Origin of the sequence: Martelella mediterranea (assembly GCF_004342225.1) — a bacterium.
Classification (GTDB): Bacteria; Pseudomonadota; Alphaproteobacteria; order Rhizobiales; family Rhizobiaceae; genus Martelella; species Martelella mediterranea_B.
In genome coordinates, this window is record NZ_SMAR01000032.1 from 24,177 (window position 1) to 40,869 (window position 16,693).

Below are 16,693 nucleotides of genomic sequence, written 5' to 3' on the forward strand. Positions count from 1 at the left end.
AACGCTGGTTTTGTCAACGAAACCGGCCCTCTGCAGACTTCACAGTTTTGCGACGGGTCCTTACCCGGGCCCTTGGCCCTGCGGGTATTTGGCACCGCGCGGTATCGTCAGTCTGAGCCGGATTTTGAAGCCTTAAATTCGAGCCTTAAAATTAAAATTAAGAGACAGTTTCACTGCGATGGAAAACGCACCGGAAAGCATGAGCAAAGGTGACTTTGCCAACCTGATTTCGGTGTCGGGCGCGTGTGTTTCGCAATACCTGAAATCAGGCAAGATCTACGGCGATGCGATTGTCGGTCAGGGCCATCGTGCGCGTATCCGCCCCGACATTGCGATCAGGCAGCTTGAGCTTTCCATTGACCCTTCACAAGGTTTGGGGGCCAACGGAAAAGCCTTCTTGAACGGTGGATCGGGTCGGCAAAAAACACAAAAAGAGAAAGACGCTTCTGAGGCTCCGGCGTCAGAGCTTCCGCTGCATCAGCCGTCTGCTCAAGACGCAATGGCCGAACAGCTGGCGCGTGAGCGGCTTCGCCAGCAACAGATCAAAACCGGCCAGATGGAACGCCAGGAGCTGGAAGAGGCGGGGATTTATACGCGCAGCGAAGACGCCCGGCGCGATATGGGACGCGGGATCTCGGAGGCGTTCAAGGTGATGGAGCAGGGGATCCCTGATCTTGCGACAGCACTTGCTGAAGAGTTCGGTTTGCCGCAGCGGGATCTGCAAAAGGCACTGGCGCGCCGCTGGCGCGGGATCCGCTCAAAGGCGGCTGCCGGTTTCAGGGATATCCGGGATGAAACACCGGAGATGGTTGAAGACGAAGAGGCGTATGAAACAACATGACGATGCTCTTCAATCCCGAACGGCTGATGTATGAGGTACTGGCCGATGCCTGCGAGCCGCCGCCACCGGTCGATTATCTGGTGTGGGCGAAAGATAATATCGTTTTTTCCGAACGTATTTCCGCGTTTCCGGGGCCATACCGTGAAGACATGTTCCCGTTCTTCTCGGAGATACTGCGGGCGTTGTCGCCGGATGATCCATGCTCGATCATCTCGCTTGCCAAATCGGCACAGGTGGGTGGAACCGTTCTGGCGAACATCTTTCTGCTTGGAACGCTGGATCTCGACCCGTGCGATTTTCTCTATGTCCATCCGACAGAGGAGAATGCCTCGCGCTGGTCGAAGACAAAGCTGATGCCGTTGTTGCGGGAAACCACGTCTGTCCGTGCACTCTTTCCCGAAGCCGGGCGCGATGGCGGCAACTCGATCCTTTACAAAGAACGCGTTGATGGTCGTGGCGCCATTCAGGCAGCCGGAGCCAATTCTCCGGCCGGGCTTTCGATGATCTCGCCACGGGCACAGGTGCAGGACGACCTGGCCAAATGGAACAAGAATGATGCCGGTGATCCGGAGGCACAGGCAGACAGCCGGTCGAAGGCATTCTTCAACCGCAAGGTTTTTAAGATATCGACCCCGCTGATTGCGCCGGGCTGCCGGATTACGGCCAACTATCTGGCCGGGACGCAGGAGCGCTATCATGTGCCGTGTCCGCATTGCGGTGAGCTGCAGGTGCTGGAATGGGAAAACATGCGCGATCATATTGATCCGCAACACCCGGAGAAGGCGCACTTCTGCTGTGTTCATTGCGGTTGCGAAATCCATGAACATCACCGTGCATGGATGGTCGATCCGGCCAATGGTGCAAAATGGATTGCCAGATATCCGGAGCGCGCGCGCTATCATCGCTCGTTTCATATCTGGGTGCCGTATTCACCGCTTGAAAGCTGGGAGTCGATTGCGCGGGCATGGCTGACCGTTCAGGCCGGTGGTGCTGACGACAAGGAAAAGGGCGCCGGTGCTGAACAGGTGTTCTTTAACGATACGCTGGGTCTGGCCTTTGAAGCGGACAATAAAGCGATTGACTGGGAAGACCTGCGCGACCGGGCTGAAGAAACCGGCTTTAAACGCGGTGTTGTGCCGGGGGACATGCTGGCTCTGACGATTGGCATTGATGTCCAGGGCGACCGCGTTGAATGGCTTTTGCGCGGCTGGGGCCGCAACAAGATGAGCGCGGTGATTGATTACGGTGTGATCGACAGCCGGGCGGGCAGTCATCTTCCCGGCTATCGTGAGCATTCAGGCCATATCAGCGAGGTGGCGGTGATGGCCGCGCTTGACCGGCTGATCGAAAAACAATGGCCGGATGAGAACGGCAAACTGCGAAGCGTTGACCGGATCGGGATCGACGGCAACGCTTATACAGAGGATGTCTGGTTCTGGGCGCGGCGCCATCCGCGTTCAAAAGTGATCATGGTTCGCGGCGATAACCGTGATGCAGCGCCGATGCTCAGCCATGTGAGCGAGTATGATAAGCGCGGCAGACGGAAAAAGCAGAAGTGGTCGAGCCGGTTTTATAACTTCAATGCTTCAGTGATGAAGATGGGGCTTTACCGGGACTTTCGCAAAGATGATCCCGACCAGCCGGGCTTCATCCGTTTTGCCAGTGGCCTTGGTGATGACTTTTATCAGCAGGCAACCTCGGAAGTGCGCATTCAGGAAAAGGATCGCAACGGCTATCCGCGCTGGCGGTGGAAGCTGCCGGACGGACAGCGCAACGAGGTTCTGGATATGCTGAACCAGTCGCGGGCTGCAGCCATCCGGCTTGGCGTTCCTTACTGGAGCGATGATGAATGGGATGCCCGGGCAGAAGCGCTTTCAAAGAAAGAGCCGGAAGCGCAGGGCGATCTTGAGGATCTGATCGGCAGTCTTGCAACAGCGGTTAATGCGGTCAGCCAGGCGGGAAAACCAGAACCGGATAACAGACCATCAGATCGCGTGGCGGCTGCCATGCGACGGGCAGAACGTGCTCATCAGCGAAACCAGCAGGACTGAGAATGGCACCTTTGACAGACGAACGGCTGACGCTGGAAACCCGGCTCGGCGAGGCGAAGCTTGCGCTTCACAAACTTGAGACCGGCCAGAGCGCTGTAACGCTTTCCTATGATGGCGAGAGCATCACTTACAGCGGGGCGGATCGGGCATCACTCAGGGTTTATATCCGCAGCCTTGAAACACAGCTCGGACTTCGCGGGTCGGCACGTCCACGCGGGCGGGGAGCAATCTTCGGATGACAGTGGAAATTTACGGGCCGGACAGCCAGCCGCTTCCCTCCGGGTTGCGTCAGGCCGCCCGGATGCAGGCTGCACGCAATCGGCAAATGGCAGCAACAGTCTCAGGTGAGACGGTGACCCGGGCCGCCTATCAGGGTGCATCCTATGATCACCCAAGTTTTGCCGGATGGCGTGCGGGCAATTATTCCGGCCAGTCAGCGCTTTCGCAATCGCGTTCGACGCTGGTTGACCGGCTGAACGATGTCGCGCGCAATGACGGCTGGGGTGCGGCTGGCACTTCACGCCTTGTCGATAATATCATTGGGGCAGGCTGGAAGCTTGCAGCGCGACCGAACCATACATCGCTGAACCTCACCTTCGATCAGGTCGAAGAGGTGGCATCACAGATTGAGGGGCTATGGCGTGACTATACGCAGGACGTTGACATGTGGTGCGATGCCGAGCGCACAAAGAACATGGCCGGGATCCTCGGTCTTGCTGCCAGAACGCGGTTCGGGCCTGAGGGTGAAAGCTTTGGCGTGATCGTCTGGCAGGATGATGCGCCGCTGTTCCAGACGGCAGTGCACATGATTGATCCGGCCCGCTGTTCCAACCCTAAAGGTACGCTGGACACTGAATATCTGCGTGATGGTGTCGCCATTGATGGATATGGCGCGCCAGTCGGCTATCACTTCCGCAAAAGTCATCCCGGTGATGTCTATGCGGGCAATACGCAGTTCTGGTCATGGGAATATGTCAGCCGGGCTACCGAATGGGGCCGACCGATTGTCGTTCATGCCTTTGATCCGAAGCGTCCGGGCATGACACGCGGTGCGTCTGACTGGGCGCCGATCATGCGCTCGATCAAGCAGTCCACGGATTATGAGGATTTTGAAAGCCAGGCGGCGATGCTGAATGCGATCATGGCCGCGTTTATCGAAACGCCGTTTGATCCGGAAGAAATGATGAATGCGCTTGATGCCGATGGTGGCGAAGGCACGATCGGGAAGATCTATGGCGAGATCTCCGAGGCGCAGAAAGCCTATTACGGGGCTGCGCCGATCAATCTGCCCGGTGTCCGGGTCAACACGCTTCTTCCCGGCGAAAAGGCGGAACTGACCAAGCCGGAACATCCGAATGCGAATTTTGAGGTGTTTGTGAATGCAGCCCTTCGCAAGGTCGCCTCTGCCGTGGGGCTGACCTATGAACAGCTGACGATGGACTGGAGCCAGGTGAACTATTCGTCCGCGCGTGCAGCCCTTCTGGAAATCTGGCGGGGCTTTACGACGAAGAAAAGCAGCTTTGCGGCCCAGTTCATGGCCCCGATCTACCGGGCATGGCTGGAAGAAATCTTCGACAAGGGACTGATTAAACTACCGGAAGGGGCGGTGTCGTTCGAGGAAAACCCGGCTGCATGGTGTCATGCGGACTGGATCGGGCCGGGACGCGGTTGGATTGATCCGCTGAAAGAGGCGCAGGCTGCCGGTGAGCGTCTCGACCGGAGACTGACAACGCTACAGCAGGAATCAGCTGAACAGGGCCGGGACTGGAAGATGGACGCGGATCAACTGGCGCGTGAGGCGCGCTACTATGAGCGGCTTGGCCTGAAACATCCCTCAACGTTTGAAGGTTCGCGACCGGCTCGCAAAGGCGGACGACAAAACAGTGATGTGGATCCGGACACAGAGCCTGAGAACAATGTGAACGGGCATTCGGAGAAGTCAGCACGCGCATCGCGGCATCCACTTGGCATTCCGCAGACAGGAAGGCAGAAACGATGAACTATCCCGAAATCGCCAGCCGCATGTTCAACACGGCGCTGATGCTGCAGCCTGCCAAGGCTGACACGATTGCACGGTCTTTTGCCCCGCGTGTTCTCGGGCTTCCCGATGGTGACGGTTCTGAGATGGGGCTGATCGGTGAAAAGCTCCGCAGTGAGACCGACATGTGGGGCGAGAAGTCCTATCGCGGTGTTGACCGCCCGATGGATGGCATTGGCCTGATTGAGATTGAGGGCTCGCTGGTCAACAAGGGCCGGTGGATCGGCCAATCCTGCGGCATGACCTCCTATGAAGCCATCGGCATTCAGGCCGATGATTGCCGGGCTGATGACAGCATCAAGGGTGTTGTGATCGAAGTGGACAGTTTTGGCGGTGAAGTCACCGGTGCTTTCGACTGTGCGGAAAAGCTTTTTGAACTCTCGCAGGTCAAGCCAACGATTGCGGTTTTGACGGATCACGCCTGTTCTGCCGGTTATCTTCTGGCTTCTGCGGCCCGGCAGATTGTTCTGCCTTCGACCGGTCTTTGCGGATCGATCGGCGTTGTCTCTGTTCATGTCGATGTCAGTGGCTGGCTCAAGAAGGAAGGACTGAATGTCACGATCCTGAAAGCCGGGGAACACAAGGCCGATCTGAACCCGTATGAGGCCATCCCGCAGGATGTGCTGGCGCGTGAGCTGGCAGAGCTTGAAGAGCTGCGGGTGGAATTCGCCGAAACCGTCGCCCGGTTCCGTGCCGGGCGGCTTTCAAAAGACGCTGCACTGGCGACTGAAGCCGGTGTTTATCGCGGCGCAAAAGCGGTTGAGGCAGGTCTTGCCGATGCCGTTGTCCGTCCCTCGCAGGTGCTGGCCGCCTTCGGGGCTGAACTTGGCCGGGCGGCCTGATCTTCAAAACTTCAAAACAAGGAAAGCGACTATGTCGAATGTCACGCGCGGTCTGACCGCCAGCGTGCTCGCAGCCATGCGCGGCGGGCAGGCCAACACACATATGGAAGACGATCCGGAAAAGGACAATCCGGCAGAAGAGCTGGAAAACAAAACTACCGATCCGGACGCTGAAGGCGAAGAAACGGATCCTGATGCCGAAGGCGAGGGCGCACCGGGGGATGATCCAGAAGGCGAAGACAAACAGGACACTTCGGCCAACAGATCGGCCCGGGCGGCAGAACGATCGCGCATTCAGGCAATCCTGACGCATCCCAAGGCCGAGGCCAATGCGGACCTGGCATCGCATCTGGCGTTTAAGACCGCCTATTCGGCCAAAGAAGCGATGGCGATCCTTGATGCGTCTTCTCCGTCGGCTTCGACCGGTGGCAATCGTCTTGCCGGTCGTATGGCGGGCAAGACGCCGAAACTTGGCGCCGGTGGCGCGCCTTCCGCTCAATCCGAAAAGCAGTCTCTGCTGGCAGCCGTCGGCGGTGTCATCAATGCGCGGCATGGCCGCCCTACCAACGGAGAATAATCTCATGGCAACAGCACGTTTTGCCCCTAATGACCTGATTGTCAGTGACATTCAGGTCGTCACCCGCACAGTCACGATTGCCAGTGGGCAGACGCTCGATCGTGGTGCTGTGCTTGGCGAGATTGCCGCTGACGGCAAGCATACGCTGTCACTGGCGGCATCTGAGGACGGTTCGGAAACACCGGATTGCGTTCTGGCCTTTGATGTTGAGGCGACCGGCGCTGACGTTGAGGCACAGGCTTATTTTGGCGGTGCTTTTGATGCCGCAGAGCTGACCTTCGGCGCCGGGCATGATGCGGCAAGCGTTGAACAGGCCTTCCGTCGCAAGGGTGCGGCCCTGTTCGTGCGTCACCTCGATTAAGGCCGCTTCCGCCATTTTTCCAAAGATACACAGGATATCAATCTGATGAGTGAACTTCTTCTCAATACGGCGGAACTGGTCACGGTTCTGCCACCGCGCGACCGGGCAGAGGCGTTTTTGCGCAATCGCTATTTTGGCACGACGGTGCTTTCCGAACAGGAAGAAATCGTGTTTGACAAGATCCTGCCGGATCGTGAGCTTGCTCCGTTCGTGCATCCCGATGTGCCGGGCAAGGATGCCGCCAATCGCGGTTTCCAGGCCACCAGCCTGAAACCGGCTTATGTCAAACCGCAGAACACGCTGCGTCCATCGGGCAGCCTGATCCGAATGCCGGGTGAGCGTCCCGGCGGGGCCATGTCGCCGGAACAGCGCCATGCCTACAACATCGCGCAGATCATTGATGATCAGGACATGCGCATCACCCGGCGTGAAGAGCATATGTGCTCTGAAGTCATCCGCACCGGCAAGGTGATTGTCGAGGGTGAGGACTATCCCACGCAAACGGTGGACTTTCAGCGTGATGCGGCACTGACAATCGCGCTTTCCGGTGCAGCTCGCTGGGGTGAAAGCGGTGTCGATCCTTATGACGATGTCGAGGACTGGATTGAGCTTCTGGCGCTGACATCCGGCTTTACCGGTCGTGAGGTGGTGCTGGGGCCGGGGGCTTCATCGCTGCTCAAACGCTCTGAACGGTTCCAGAAAATCTTGGATAACCGCCGTCAGGCCGGTGGCGGCATGGAGTTCGGGCCAGTCTCAACCGGTGCGGAAGGCAAATACTCTGCTGTGCTTGGTCAGATCGGGGAGATCACGTTCATCCAGTATTCGCAAAGCTACACGAACAAGGGCATCAAAGGTAATTTCTGGCCGTCATATGGGGTTGGTGTCATCGATCCGCAGGGCTTTATGGGCCACTTCGGTTATGGCGCTATTCTGGATGATCAGGCTTTGCTGCCAATGGAGCGTTTTCCGGACATGTGGCGGGAGAAAAACCCCTCGCGCACGGTGCTGCAGACGCAGGCCGCGCCGTTGCCGATTGCGCCGGATCCCGATGCCAGCCTGTTTGCGCTGGTTCGCTGATGATCCCGGGCGGGCTTAAAGCCTGCCCGTCATTCTCCCTTAAAAAAGCAGAGTTAAAACAATGGCGAATACACGCAAGTTCAACACGACTGTGAAGCTCGGGTCCAAAACCTATGCACCGGGTGAAGACGTCCCGATCTCGAAAAACGGCCTGAGTGAAGCCGATGCTGACAACCTCGATCAGATTTTTGGCAAGTGGCGGGCAGCGGAAGGTGACGCAGTCGACAAACGCTTCACGGCCTTGACGGAAGAACGTGACACGCTGGCCGATCAGGTCACGGCACTGAAGGCAGAAGCAAAGCCGCTGGCCGATCTGAAAGCCGAACGCGACAATCTTGCTGAACAGGTGCGGGCTTTGACGTCTGAGCGCGATGAACTGACCAAAGAGCGCGATCAGGCGCTGGAGGATAATGCCACGCTGTCGGAGGCACTGAAAGCGCTTCAGGACGAAGAAAAGGGCGACGATGCCGCCACGAAAGACGGCAGCAAGGCATGAGGATCAACCGGCCCGCCGTCTTTGCCGGAATGGGACCGGCCTTTGCTGCCGCGCTCGGCAATGTCGATTGCCGGTTCACCATCGATGGTGTGCTGCAGCCTGAAACCTCTCGCGGGATTCTGCGGCAGAAACGTGAGCTTGAGTTTGCGGATGAATATGGACGGCAGGACGTTGAAGCGGTCACGCATGTTCTGTCAGTCCCGGCGACAGGCCTTGAAAAACTCGAAAGTGAGCGTGATCAGGTCGAGATTGATGACGCGTCTTTTGATATCCGCAATATCACCGATGATGGCCGGGCCATGCTGAAAATCTGGCTTCGCGGGGATATCTGATGGCTCACATGCGCACGAAAATCTTTGATGCTATCATCGCCCGTCTTGCGGCCATTCCCGAGTTTGCCGGTGATGGCAAGGTGAAACGTGCCCGCACAAGCGCTCTTCGCGAAAGCCAGCTTCCGGCGCTGACGGTCACATGGGCAGAGCATCAGGAAACGGCAGATATCCGCCCGTGTTCGGGGCCGAATGGCGAGGATGGTTACGACCGGCGTTTGCCGATCGATGTGATCGCCCATTTCCAGACCGAAGAGCCGGATATCGAGTTCGACCGGATTGCTGTTCTGGTCGAGGCCGCACTTGGGTCTGCCATCAAGCTTGACGGCCTGGTGATTGAGCTCACGCTTTCAGAAAGCCGAAGCTTTATCGATCGCTCCACCGGCATGGCGCTTGGCGTTGGCGCACTCACCTTCGTGGCGGATTATACGACCGTGGCAGCGGATTCGCGTGGCATTGCCTTGTGACAAAGGTCAATGTCAGCCTACCGCAGGCTGTATCTCCGGCGTTCTTTTAGAACCGCTTGATAGTTCGAGAGGAGTATTATTGCTCCGCCGAGGAAAACCCAAAGGTCAATGGCCTCGCCATAGGCGTAGAAACCAACAATTGCGGCCAACGGTACCCGAAGGAAATCAATGGGTATAACAACAGATGCATCGAGCCTTTTTAGTGCCTGAGCCTGACAGAAGTGAGCACTGAGCGCCCCAATGCCAGCGAGCAACATCCATGGCACGTCGGTCAAATGAACCGGATGCCAGTCTGTGAGGGCGACGATAAACCCTAGCGGCAGTTGGATCAGGATCATCCAGACGACGATCACGCCGGGGGAGCATTCGCGCGTCAACTCTTTCACGCAAATCAGAGCCAAAGCATAAAATGCTGCGGCCAGCAGGACGAGGCCTGCCGAGGGATCGATCATTCCGACACCGGGGCGTGCAATAACCAATACACCGATGAAACCGCCAAGAGTAGCCAGAATGCGTGGTCGGGTCAGCTTCTCTTTGAGAAACAACCATGCAAAGAAAGCAACCCAGATTGGCATTGTGAACTCGAGCGCGAAGACCGATGCCAGAGGCAGAAGGACGACGCCGATCGTCCAGAAATACTGACCTGTGAAGTGAACGACATTCCGGACGATATGGAGGCGGATCATCTTTGCCTGCTTTAGCTCGGGCAGGAACTTTCGCGCCAGAACTACAATGATACCTAGCCCAACCAGCGCCCGAAAAAACAAAACTTGTCTGATCGACAGTGATACCGCGAGTTCACGCGATCCAACGGACATCCCAATGAAAGCAACCATGCTAAGGACGACCCATATGAGACCGTGTGTAAATTCCACTCTGCTGGTGGATTGATCAGGTGAAATGTTGGCTGACATGATGTTTTCTGTTCTCGCTTGGAAGAGCGTCAATCGAGGTAAGCTGTTGTGGCTCACACCTTGCTGCGGATGAAAGGCGCCGTTTGCCCGTCATTCGCATGATTTTAGAATTGAATGAGCCGAAAAGATTTTTTGGCAGCGATTTGCCTGAACCTGGAAGTTCGCCCTATTCGTCTTCCAGGCTTGGCGGCTGACTGACAGCTTCGACTTTCAAACGGCACAACCGCCCATCACGTGTATACCAGTCGATGGAGTGCCCGGCTTTCAGTCCAATCAGTGCGGCGCCAATGGGTGTGAGAACAGAAATTCTGGCTTCTGCTATGTCAGCATTTCCAGGGTAAACCAGCGTCACCTGTCGATCGTCCCCAATGTCTGTCGTAAAATGAATGGACGATCCCATCCGCACGACATCACTGGCTATGCGCTTATCATCAACGATGCGGGCGCGTTCGAGCTCGGAGATAAGGAAATCGGCGAGGTCGGCATTCTGTTCGGCAAATCGTTCTGCAAGAAGGGACAGCCGCTTGTGATCGGTTTTCGCAAGAACAATTGCAGGCTTGCCCAATTTCTTTTTTTTGGAAGTCACAGTCCATCTCCTCGCTGAGGTTTTCAGCAAAATGAACGCCGCGAGAGCGGTCGTAGTCTCTGTTGTTTGGGATTGTATGTCGCTTGACAGGCGTCGTTTCCAACGCCTGATGGCAAACTGCCTATGCCCCACGACCGGGGCGCGACGCGACCAAGTCGGGGGCTATTTGCCTAGGATAAGGCGAACCCTTTGAGAGCGGAGATGGTGGCGCGTGTTGTTCATGAGCAAGTTGTGTGCCTGAACCAGGCCAGAGTCAAGCGGACTCGTTTACGAGTTCGTGTGTCGAAGTGTCCTATCCTGAGATTATGGTGTTTCTGTCTGCATTCACCATAATCTGGGCGAAGCGTCAGGAAACGGCGGATATCCGCCCGTGTTCGGGGCCGAATGGCGAGGATGGTTACGACCGGCGTCTGCCGATCGATGTCATCGCCCATTTCCAGACCGAAGAACCGGATATCGAGTTTGACCGGATTGCGGTTCTGGTCGAGGCAGCACTCGGTCAGGCCATCAAGCTTGACGGCCTGGTGATTGAGCTCACGCTTTCAGAAAGCCGAAGCTTTATCGATCGTTCCACCGGCGTTGCGCTTGGCGTTGGCGCACTCACCTATGTGGCGGATTAGACGACCGTGGCTGCGGACCCTGTGGTCGCTGTAAACTAAAGAACATCCATTAGAAAATCTGGCAAGTGGAAGGAAAGTCAAATGGCACTTGGCCGCGAACTGATCATTAAACGCAAGAATGACGCGACGGAAGAGTTCGATATCGTCTGTGTTGTCGAGCAGCGCTCACTCAACATCAACAATGAGGAAGTCGATACGACCAAGCCCGATTTCGAAAACCCCGGCGGGGTTCTCAAATACTCATCAATTGGCGGCGTTCAGTCGGTGCGCTGGTCTGGATCGGGGGCTTATGTTTCAAGTGCAACGCAGGCGCTGGTGCTGCAGGATATTCTGGGGCAGACCAAGAGCGAATATCAGGTGACAGTTCCGTCTGTGGGAACGTTTGAAGGCCCGATGACGATGCTTTCGGCAAACTTCCAGGGGGATAAATCCGGAGAACTGACCTGCGATCTGGCAGGTGTGTTTGACGGCAGCGTTGTGTTCGCGGCGGCAAACTGATGAACGGCCTTGCAAATCCCCTTCGTGGTGAGGCTGTCGTAACGCTGGGCAAGCAGTCGGTTACGCTGGCTGTGACCTTTGGCGGACTGATGCGTTTATCGCAGGCCATTGGCGCAAAGACGATGGATGAGATCTATCAGCGGCTATTGGGTTTTGAGCCCTTCGCCGTTTCCTGCGCTATCCGTTGTCTTGCTGTGGCTGAAAGCGATGAACAGCGTTCGGACCTTTCCGCTCGTATCCTTTCAGAACAGAATATCTCGGCGGCTGATCAGAAAAGCTGGCGGGATGGCGTCGAGCAGGCACTGACCGCCCATATCGAAAAGGGGCAGGCGGTTCGCGAAAGCGTCTCTGTCTCAGAAGAGGTGGAGGCGGCTGTTACCGGAAAAAAGCATCAGACAGCGTCCTGATTGCAGACCATATCAGGACGCTGTTTCAGATCGCGGTGACAGCAGAGCGGCTTCAATGGTCGCCATCCACCTTCTGGATGGCAACGGCCTTAGAGCTTTCCATGGCGATTGATGCCATCACCGGTCAAACGAAGTCTGCTTCGCCGGTCAGCCGTGATCGGATCCGAGTTATCATGGCCGAACACGGTTCGCAGAAATCCATTCGCAACAAGGCAGAACACCGATGAGCAGGCCGGATATTCCTGTCAGAATTGGCGCTGACGACCGTGAGTTCAGAAGTGCCATGACCCGTATTCGTCTTCAGGCGCGAACGGCGGCCAATGATACGGCCAGTTCGTTCCTGTCGATCAAGAACAAGATCGGCGGTGTTGATGGTATCTTTGGCATGCTGGCCGGTGGCCCGGGCGGTCTTGCTGCTTCGCTGGGGCTTGGCTCATTTGTCGCTGCCACACAGCAGGCGGTCGACTCTGTTGCCAACCTTGGCAAAGCCGCCAAAACGGCAGGCATAGAGTTTGAGGCGTTTCAGGAGCTGCGCTATGCGGCCGTGAAAAACAAGGTTGAAGTTGATGCCCTGACCGACGGCCTGAAAGAGATGCAGCTTCGCGCTGATGAGTTCATCAAAACCGGTGGTGGCCCAGCGGCGGAATCGTTTCAGCGTCTCGGCCTGTCTGCCCGTCAGCTGACGCGGATGCTGGAAGATCCTGCATCCATGTTTGAAACGCTGATTGGCAAGATCAGACAGCTTGATCGCGCGGCACAGATCCGTGTTCTGGATGAGATGTTCGGCGGGACAGCGGCTGAACAGTTTACCTCACTTATGGATGAAGCCGGTCAGAGCATTGCCGATGCCCGTCAGGAAGCCCGCGACATGGGCGCGGTGATGGATGATGAGCTGTTGCGCAAGGCCGAAGATGTCAACGCCGAATGGGAAGCCATGGCGCTGGTGATCGGAACCCGCGTCAAAGGCAGCCTGGTGGAAATCGCTGATCTGGTTTCCGGGCTGATTACCAGCCTTGGTCAGTTTACCAGCCAGCTTGATGAAGCATTGCAGAAGGCTGGCAATGCCGGGATCTGGACTCAGATCGGAAATGGTCTCGGCATTGATATGTCCCAGAACATGATCTGGGACGACGAACAGGGGTGGATCGCGTCTGGTTCGGGCAGTAGCGCGGGTCAAGGGGCGTCGAAAGGCGGACGTGTTATTCCCGGAGCCTCGGAGCAGGATAAGGAAGACAGCTATAACGCCTTGCGCGACAAGCTTGATGCCGCGCGTGAGGTGACCGAGGAGATTGACCGACAGAACGCGCTGACAGCTGAACAGGTCGCGCTGGAGCGGGAAGTGGCGAAGCTTCGCAATCAATATGAAAAAAGCGGTGCCTACTACAATGAAGATCTGTTGGTACAAAAAGCTCAGGAAACGGTTGACGCCCGTAACCGCCGCCGAGAAGCAATGAAAGCCAGTCGCAGTGGCGGCGGCGGTGGTGCCGCATCGGTCGACCGGGAACGCGAAGCCGTTGAAAAGCTCATTCAGGCGCTGCAGGACGAACTGCAGATGAGCGAAATGACAGCTGAGGAAAAGAAGGTCTTCGAAAACCTGCGCCGTGCCGGTGCTGCTGCAACGGATGAGGAGCGGGCTTCAATTGAAGAGCTGACACGTGCGATTGAAGATCAAAAGGAAAAGCAGGAACAGGCCGCTGATACGGCTGATTTTTTCCGTGATACTGCCAGTGACAGTTTCATGGCGCTTATCCCGGCGATTGAGACGGGCAATGCAGCCCTCGACACACTGATCAACAAACTGATTGAGGCGGCTGCGCAGGCTGCATTATTCGGCCAGGGGCCGCTTGCCGGAATTTTCGGCGGCGGCGCCGGGCTTTTGGGCGGGTTTCTTGGTGGCGGCGGATCCGGAATGACCAGAGGTGGTCTGCCGGTTTACGGAGGCTCTATCCTCTCCGTTCTGGGCTTTCCCGCACATGAAAAGGGAACCAGCTTTGCGCAGGGCGGGGTCTCTCTTGTCGGGGAGCGCGGGCCGGAGCTGGTTAACCTTCCCCGTGGTTCTGAAGTTATCCCGAACCATCGTATTGGCTCGATGATGACCAGAACCAGCGGTGCCAGCACCATCAATACTGTGAGCATTGGCGATATCAATGTTTCTGTTCCCGAAGGCACGGATCCGAAAGATGCAGCGGCGATGGGTCGCGAGTTCAGGAAACAGATTGATGCCGCCATTGATGCGCGGCTTCAGGACAACAGCCGCGCACGCGGTATGCTGGCCGGAGGGCCGTTCTGATGGCGGACAAGTTTGAACCACCAGTCTGCCCGGTGATTTCGAGCAGAAAGAATGTCGCGTTCAAAACGCTCGAAACAGAATTTGGTGATGGATATACGCAAAGGGCTGGCGCCGGTCTGAACTCGGAAAGTGTCACATTCGACGCGACATGGACCGGGTTGACGATCACTGAAGCTGATCAGGTTGAAGCCTTCTTTCGGAAACAGCGTGGTTATTTGCCGTTTGAATGGACGCTGCCAAGAGAAAGCAAGTCATGGCTCTATCGCTGCAAGTCGTGGTCGCGCAACGGTGTTGGCGGTCGCCACGACACCATCACGGCAACGATTGAACGGGTTTATGACTTATGACCCTGATATCCGAAAACGCACAGTCACTGGCTGCCGATGATATCGTCCATCTTTACGAGCTGGATGCCTCGGTGATCGGCGGCGGGATCTATCGGTTTACATCATCGGCGTTTGAAGACGCGCCGGTGTCGTTCGGTGGCAATGTTTTTGAACCGACGCCGATTGAAACCGATGGCTGGGAAATGTCGTCGCAGGGCACCATGCCAAGGCCAAAACTTAAGGTCGCGAATGTGTCCGGCGTCTTGTCAGCCGTCGTCAATGAATTCGGCGATCTGGTCGGCGCGACGTTTCGGCGGATCCGGACGTTTCGCCGGTTTCTCGATGGCATGGACGATACCGATCAGGACGCACACTTTCCCGTCGATGTTTACCGGATTGAGCAAAAGACCAATCAGAACCGGGTCTATATCGAGTGGACACTGGCAGCGGCCATGGATCAGCAGGGGCGAAAGCTGCCCGGTCGGCAGGTGATACAAAGCGCCTGCATGCATACCTATCGCCGCTATGATCCGGAAACCGGTTCGTTCGATTATTCGAAGGCGACATGTCCCTATGCCGGATCGGCCTGTTTCGATGCGAAAGGCAATGCGGTTGCCGCGTCAGAAGATCGCTGCAGCAAGCTTTTGCAGTCCGGCTGCGTGAAGCGTTTCGGCCATGGCGATCTGCCGACACGGGCCTTTCCCGGTGTCGGGCGGGCCAACACTTAAGAAAGCTCAAAATCATGTTTGATGATGATGTTGCACGGGATGCCCGTGCGCATGCGCTCGACGTCTGGCCGCAGGAAGCCTGCGGGGTGGTCTCCGATGATCGCTATATCCGTGCGCCAAACATTGCTGAGGATCCGGAGAATGCCTTTGAAATGCCCGCCGATGCCTGGTTGAACTATCAGCCGGAAGCCGTCATTCACAGCCACAATGCAAAAATCCATCCGCACTGGCCGTCGAAGGGTGACATGGAAACCCAGATCGCGACCGGCTTACCATTTGGAATTATCAGCTGCGACGGTGAAGTGACCACGCCGGTTTTATGGTGGGGCGATCATTGTCTTGATACGCCGCTTCTGGGCCGGTCTTTCGTGCCGGGTGTCTTCGATTGCTACGGGCTTGTGCGCAGCTGGTACTGGCAGGACCGAGGAATCCGGCTACCGGATTTTGCCCGCTCGAAAAACTGGTGGGAAGAGGGCGATCATCTGCTGACCGATCATTTTGAGGAGGCGGGCTTTAAAGCAATTGACGCTGATGAAGCCCGCCCCGGCGATGTGTTCTTCATGCGCCTGGTCTCGAAGGTGCCGTGTCATTCCGGCATTCTTCTCGATGACAGTCTTTGCCTGCATCACCTCGACGGGCGGCTTTCACGGCGTGAGCCGGTCGGGCCGTGGCTGAAACGGATCACGCATTGGGTGCGGTATCGGGATTAGGCGGCCTCAATCTCCGGTATGGCGTCCAGCTCAGCTTTCAGTGCGGCTGCTTGTGTCTTCAGATCGTAGCTTGCCTGCATGTTCAGCCAGAATTCCGGTGTTGTGCGTAAGAACTTTGCCAGCCGAAGTGCCGTATCAGTCGTCATTGCTGTCTGTTCCGTTGCAATGCGTTCGATGCGCGTGCGCGGAACATGCAGCTGCTTTGCCAGCGCTCCGGCGCTCATGCCAAGCGGGATCAGATATTCTTCGCGGAGAATTTCACTTGGGTGAACCGGGGGGAGGGCTGTGGGCATCATTCGATCCATTATGCAGAATGACGGTGTTCGAGAAGGTATCGCACAGCCAGCCCGACATGGCGCGGTATCGGCCTGTCTTTGGCATAGTAAGCCACCTGACGCCGTGAGAGTTCAAGCGCCCGCGCCATACCATCCAGCGTCTGATCGAGTTCGCTCATTGCGTTGCGGAAATCGTCATTCGTGAATTCAGCCGGGGGCAGGGCTTCAAGCCACATGGCGGAAAAGTCCAGATCATCGTT

Annotated in this window: 22 protein-coding genes and 1 pseudogene; 19 read left to right on the plus strand and 4 right to left on the minus strand. The window is 56.9% G+C overall.

The window, feature by feature from the left end; all coding sequences use genetic code 11:
• Positions 1-199: 199 nt before the first annotated feature.
• The 11 genes from EDC90_RS16390 to EDC90_RS16440 all read left to right on the plus strand — a co-directional run bounded on the left by EDC90_RS16390 (position 200) and on the right by EDC90_RS16440 (position 9,079).
• Entirely contained in the window at positions 200-841 is a 642-nt protein-coding gene (locus tag EDC90_RS16390; RefSeq protein ID WP_207903939.1) for a hypothetical protein, read from the plus strand.
• Complete coding sequence (locus tag EDC90_RS16395) at positions 838-2,892, plus strand: phage terminase large subunit family protein (RefSeq protein ID WP_132313575.1); 2,055 nt, start codon at positions 838-840, stop codon at positions 2,890-2,892. The genes EDC90_RS16390 and EDC90_RS16395 overlap by 4 nt, the downstream gene beginning before the upstream one ends.
• Positions 2,893-2,894: 2 nt before the next feature.
• Positions 2,895-3,131, plus strand: coding sequence for a gpW family head-tail joining protein (gene gpW / locus EDC90_RS16400; RefSeq protein WP_132313577.1), 237 nt, complete (start codon positions 2,895-2,897; stop codon positions 3,129-3,131).
• A complete protein-coding gene (locus EDC90_RS16405; protein ID WP_132313579.1) occupies positions 3,128-4,891 on the plus strand; it encodes a phage portal protein in 1,764 nt (587 codons plus the stop codon). Before gpW ends, EDC90_RS16405 begins: the two co-directional genes overlap by 4 nt.
• Positions 4,888-5,772, plus strand: coding sequence for a S49 family peptidase (locus EDC90_RS16410; protein ID WP_245511097.1), 885 nt, complete (start codon positions 4,888-4,890; stop codon positions 5,770-5,772). The genes EDC90_RS16405 and EDC90_RS16410 overlap by 4 nt, the downstream gene beginning before the upstream one ends.
• Positions 5,773-5,803: 31 nt before the next feature.
• On the plus strand, positions 5,804-6,349 hold the full coding sequence (locus tag EDC90_RS16415) for a hypothetical protein (RefSeq protein ID WP_132313581.1): 546 nt from the start codon (positions 5,804-5,806) through the stop codon (positions 6,347-6,349).
• A gap of 4 nt (positions 6,350-6,353) precedes the next feature.
• The gene (locus EDC90_RS16420; RefSeq protein WP_132313583.1) at positions 6,354-6,710 is read left to right on the plus strand and encodes a head decoration protein; all 357 of its coding nucleotides are present in this window, start codon (positions 6,354-6,356) and stop codon (positions 6,708-6,710) included.
• 45 nt (positions 6,711-6,755) lie between these two features.
• Positions 6,756-7,787 carry a major capsid protein gene (locus EDC90_RS16425; protein ID WP_132313585.1) on the plus strand — a complete coding sequence of 344 codons (1,032 nt, stop codon included), beginning with the start codon at positions 6,756-6,758 and terminating at the stop codon, positions 7,785-7,787.
• A 61-nt stretch (positions 7,788-7,848) separates the two neighbouring features.
• Positions 7,849-8,283, plus strand: a complete 435-nt coding sequence (locus EDC90_RS16430) for a hypothetical protein (protein WP_132313586.1) — start codon at positions 7,849-7,851, stop codon at positions 8,281-8,283.
• Complete coding sequence (locus EDC90_RS16435) at positions 8,280-8,615, plus strand: head-tail joining protein (RefSeq protein ID WP_132313588.1); 336 nt, start codon at positions 8,280-8,282, stop codon at positions 8,613-8,615. Before EDC90_RS16430 ends, EDC90_RS16435 begins: the two co-directional genes overlap by 4 nt.
• A gap of 8 nt (positions 8,616-8,623) precedes the next feature.
• A complete protein-coding gene (locus EDC90_RS16440) occupies positions 8,624-9,079 on the plus strand; it encodes a hypothetical protein (RefSeq protein ID WP_245511098.1) in 456 nt (151 codons plus the stop codon).
• A gap of 17 nt (positions 9,080-9,096) precedes the next feature.
• On the opposite strand, the gene EDC90_RS16445 is transcribed toward EDC90_RS16440, so the two are convergent.
• Entirely contained in the window at positions 9,097-9,993 is an 897-nt protein-coding gene (locus EDC90_RS16445; protein WP_132313592.1) for a DMT family transporter, read from the minus strand.
• Between the two features lie 166 nt (positions 9,994-10,159).
• Positions 10,160-10,579: a nucleoside diphosphate kinase regulator gene (rnk, locus tag EDC90_RS16450; protein ID WP_132313594.1), complete on the minus strand. Its 420-nt coding sequence runs from the start codon at positions 10,577-10,579 to the stop codon at positions 10,160-10,162.
• A gap of 305 nt (positions 10,580-10,884) precedes the next feature.
• Here rnk and EDC90_RS16455 point away from each other — a divergent pair, with 305 nt between their 5' ends.
• The 8 genes from EDC90_RS16455 to EDC90_RS16490 all read left to right on the plus strand — a co-directional run bounded on the left by EDC90_RS16455 (position 10,885) and on the right by EDC90_RS16490 (position 16,158).
• Positions 10,885-11,199, plus strand: a complete 315-nt coding sequence (locus EDC90_RS16455; protein WP_132313596.1) for a hypothetical protein — start codon at positions 10,885-10,887, stop codon at positions 11,197-11,199.
• 81 nt (positions 11,200-11,280) lie between these two features.
• Positions 11,281-11,697 carry a phage tail tube protein gene (locus EDC90_RS16460; protein WP_132313598.1) on the plus strand — a complete coding sequence of 139 codons (417 nt, stop codon included), beginning with the start codon at positions 11,281-11,283 and terminating at the stop codon, positions 11,695-11,697.
• Entirely contained in the window at positions 11,697-12,104 is a 408-nt protein-coding gene (locus EDC90_RS16465) for a hypothetical protein (RefSeq protein WP_132313600.1), read from the plus strand. The genes EDC90_RS16460 and EDC90_RS16465 overlap by 1 nt, the downstream gene beginning before the upstream one ends.
• A gap of 35 nt (positions 12,105-12,139) precedes the next feature.
• The gene (locus EDC90_RS16470) at positions 12,140-12,331 is read left to right on the plus strand and encodes a phage tail assembly chaperone (protein ID WP_132313602.1); all 192 of its coding nucleotides are present in this window, start codon (positions 12,140-12,142) and stop codon (positions 12,329-12,331) included.
• A complete protein-coding gene (locus EDC90_RS16475; RefSeq protein ID WP_132313604.1) occupies positions 12,328-14,394 on the plus strand; it encodes a hypothetical protein in 2,067 nt (688 codons plus the stop codon). The genes EDC90_RS16470 and EDC90_RS16475 overlap by 4 nt, the downstream gene beginning before the upstream one ends.
• The gene (locus tag EDC90_RS16480) at positions 14,394-14,741 is read left to right on the plus strand and encodes a phage tail protein (protein ID WP_132313606.1); all 348 of its coding nucleotides are present in this window, start codon (positions 14,394-14,396) and stop codon (positions 14,739-14,741) included. Before EDC90_RS16475 ends, EDC90_RS16480 begins: the two co-directional genes overlap by 1 nt.
• Entirely contained in the window at positions 14,738-15,448 is a 711-nt protein-coding gene (locus tag EDC90_RS16485; RefSeq protein WP_132313608.1) for a phage minor tail protein L, read from the plus strand. The genes EDC90_RS16480 and EDC90_RS16485 overlap by 4 nt, the downstream gene beginning before the upstream one ends.
• Before the next feature lie 14 nt (positions 15,449-15,462).
• Complete coding sequence (locus EDC90_RS16490; RefSeq protein ID WP_132313610.1) at positions 15,463-16,158, plus strand: NlpC/P60 family protein; 696 nt, start codon at positions 15,463-15,465, stop codon at positions 16,156-16,158.
• Here EDC90_RS16490 and EDC90_RS16495 read toward each other — a convergent pair.
• Together EDC90_RS16495 and EDC90_RS20930 are read right to left on the minus strand one after the other, a co-directional pair.
• Complete coding sequence (locus EDC90_RS16495) at positions 16,155-16,451, minus strand: HigA family addiction module antitoxin (protein WP_132313612.1); 297 nt, start codon at positions 16,449-16,451, stop codon at positions 16,155-16,157. The two genes, EDC90_RS16490 and EDC90_RS16495, sit on opposite strands and share 4 nt — an antisense overlap.
• Before the next feature lie 11 nt (positions 16,452-16,462).
• Positions 16,463-16,693 (minus strand): annotated as a pseudogene (locus EDC90_RS20930) (DUF2442 domain-containing protein); the annotation flags it as partial.

Excerpts from the sequence above, each read along its gene's own strand:
- EDC90_RS16390 (WP_207903939.1), top strand. The coding sequence starts at position 200 with ATGAGCAAAGGTGACTTTGCCAACCTGATTTCGGTGTCGGGCGCGTGT.
- EDC90_RS16395 (WP_132313575.1), top strand. The coding sequence starts at position 838 with ATGACGATGCTCTTCAATCCCGAACGGCTGATGTATGAGGTACTGGCC.
- gpW (WP_132313577.1), top strand. The coding sequence starts at position 2,895 with ATGGCACCTTTGACAGACGAACGGCTGACGCTGGAAACCCGGCTCGGC.
- EDC90_RS16405 (WP_132313579.1), top strand. The coding sequence starts at position 3,128 with ATGACAGTGGAAATTTACGGGCCGGACAGCCAGCCGCTTCCCTCCGGG.
- EDC90_RS16410 (WP_245511097.1), top strand. The coding sequence starts at position 4,888 with ATGAACTATCCCGAAATCGCCAGCCGCATGTTCAACACGGCGCTGATG.
- EDC90_RS16415 (WP_132313581.1), top strand. The coding sequence starts at position 5,804 with ATGTCGAATGTCACGCGCGGTCTGACCGCCAGCGTGCTCGCAGCCATG.
- EDC90_RS16420 (WP_132313583.1), top strand. The coding sequence starts at position 6,354 with ATGGCAACAGCACGTTTTGCCCCTAATGACCTGATTGTCAGTGACATT.
- EDC90_RS16425 (WP_132313585.1), top strand. The coding sequence starts at position 6,756 with ATGAGTGAACTTCTTCTCAATACGGCGGAACTGGTCACGGTTCTGCCA.
- EDC90_RS16430 (WP_132313586.1), top strand. The coding sequence starts at position 7,849 with ATGGCGAATACACGCAAGTTCAACACGACTGTGAAGCTCGGGTCCAAA.
- EDC90_RS16435 (WP_132313588.1), top strand. The coding sequence starts at position 8,280 with ATGAGGATCAACCGGCCCGCCGTCTTTGCCGGAATGGGACCGGCCTTT.
- EDC90_RS16440 (WP_245511098.1), top strand. The coding sequence starts at position 8,624 with ATGCGCACGAAAATCTTTGATGCTATCATCGCCCGTCTTGCGGCCATT.
- EDC90_RS16445 (WP_132313592.1), bottom strand. The coding sequence starts at position 9,993 with ATGTCAGCCAACATTTCACCTGATCAATCCACCAGCAGAGTGGAATTT.
- EDC90_RS16455 (WP_132313596.1), top strand. The coding sequence starts at position 10,885 with ATGGTGTTTCTGTCTGCATTCACCATAATCTGGGCGAAGCGTCAGGAA.
- EDC90_RS16460 (WP_132313598.1), top strand. The coding sequence starts at position 11,281 with ATGGCACTTGGCCGCGAACTGATCATTAAACGCAAGAATGACGCGACG.
- EDC90_RS16465 (WP_132313600.1), top strand. The coding sequence starts at position 11,697 with ATGAACGGCCTTGCAAATCCCCTTCGTGGTGAGGCTGTCGTAACGCTG.
- EDC90_RS16475 (WP_132313604.1), top strand. The coding sequence starts at position 12,328 with ATGAGCAGGCCGGATATTCCTGTCAGAATTGGCGCTGACGACCGTGAG.
- EDC90_RS16480 (WP_132313606.1), top strand. The coding sequence starts at position 14,394 with ATGGCGGACAAGTTTGAACCACCAGTCTGCCCGGTGATTTCGAGCAGA.
- EDC90_RS16485 (WP_132313608.1), top strand. The coding sequence starts at position 14,738 with ATGACCCTGATATCCGAAAACGCACAGTCACTGGCTGCCGATGATATC.
- EDC90_RS16490 (WP_132313610.1), top strand. The coding sequence starts at position 15,463 with ATGTTTGATGATGATGTTGCACGGGATGCCCGTGCGCATGCGCTCGAC.
- EDC90_RS16495 (WP_132313612.1), bottom strand. The coding sequence starts at position 16,451 with ATGCCCACAGCCCTCCCCCCGGTTCACCCAAGTGAAATTCTCCGCGAA.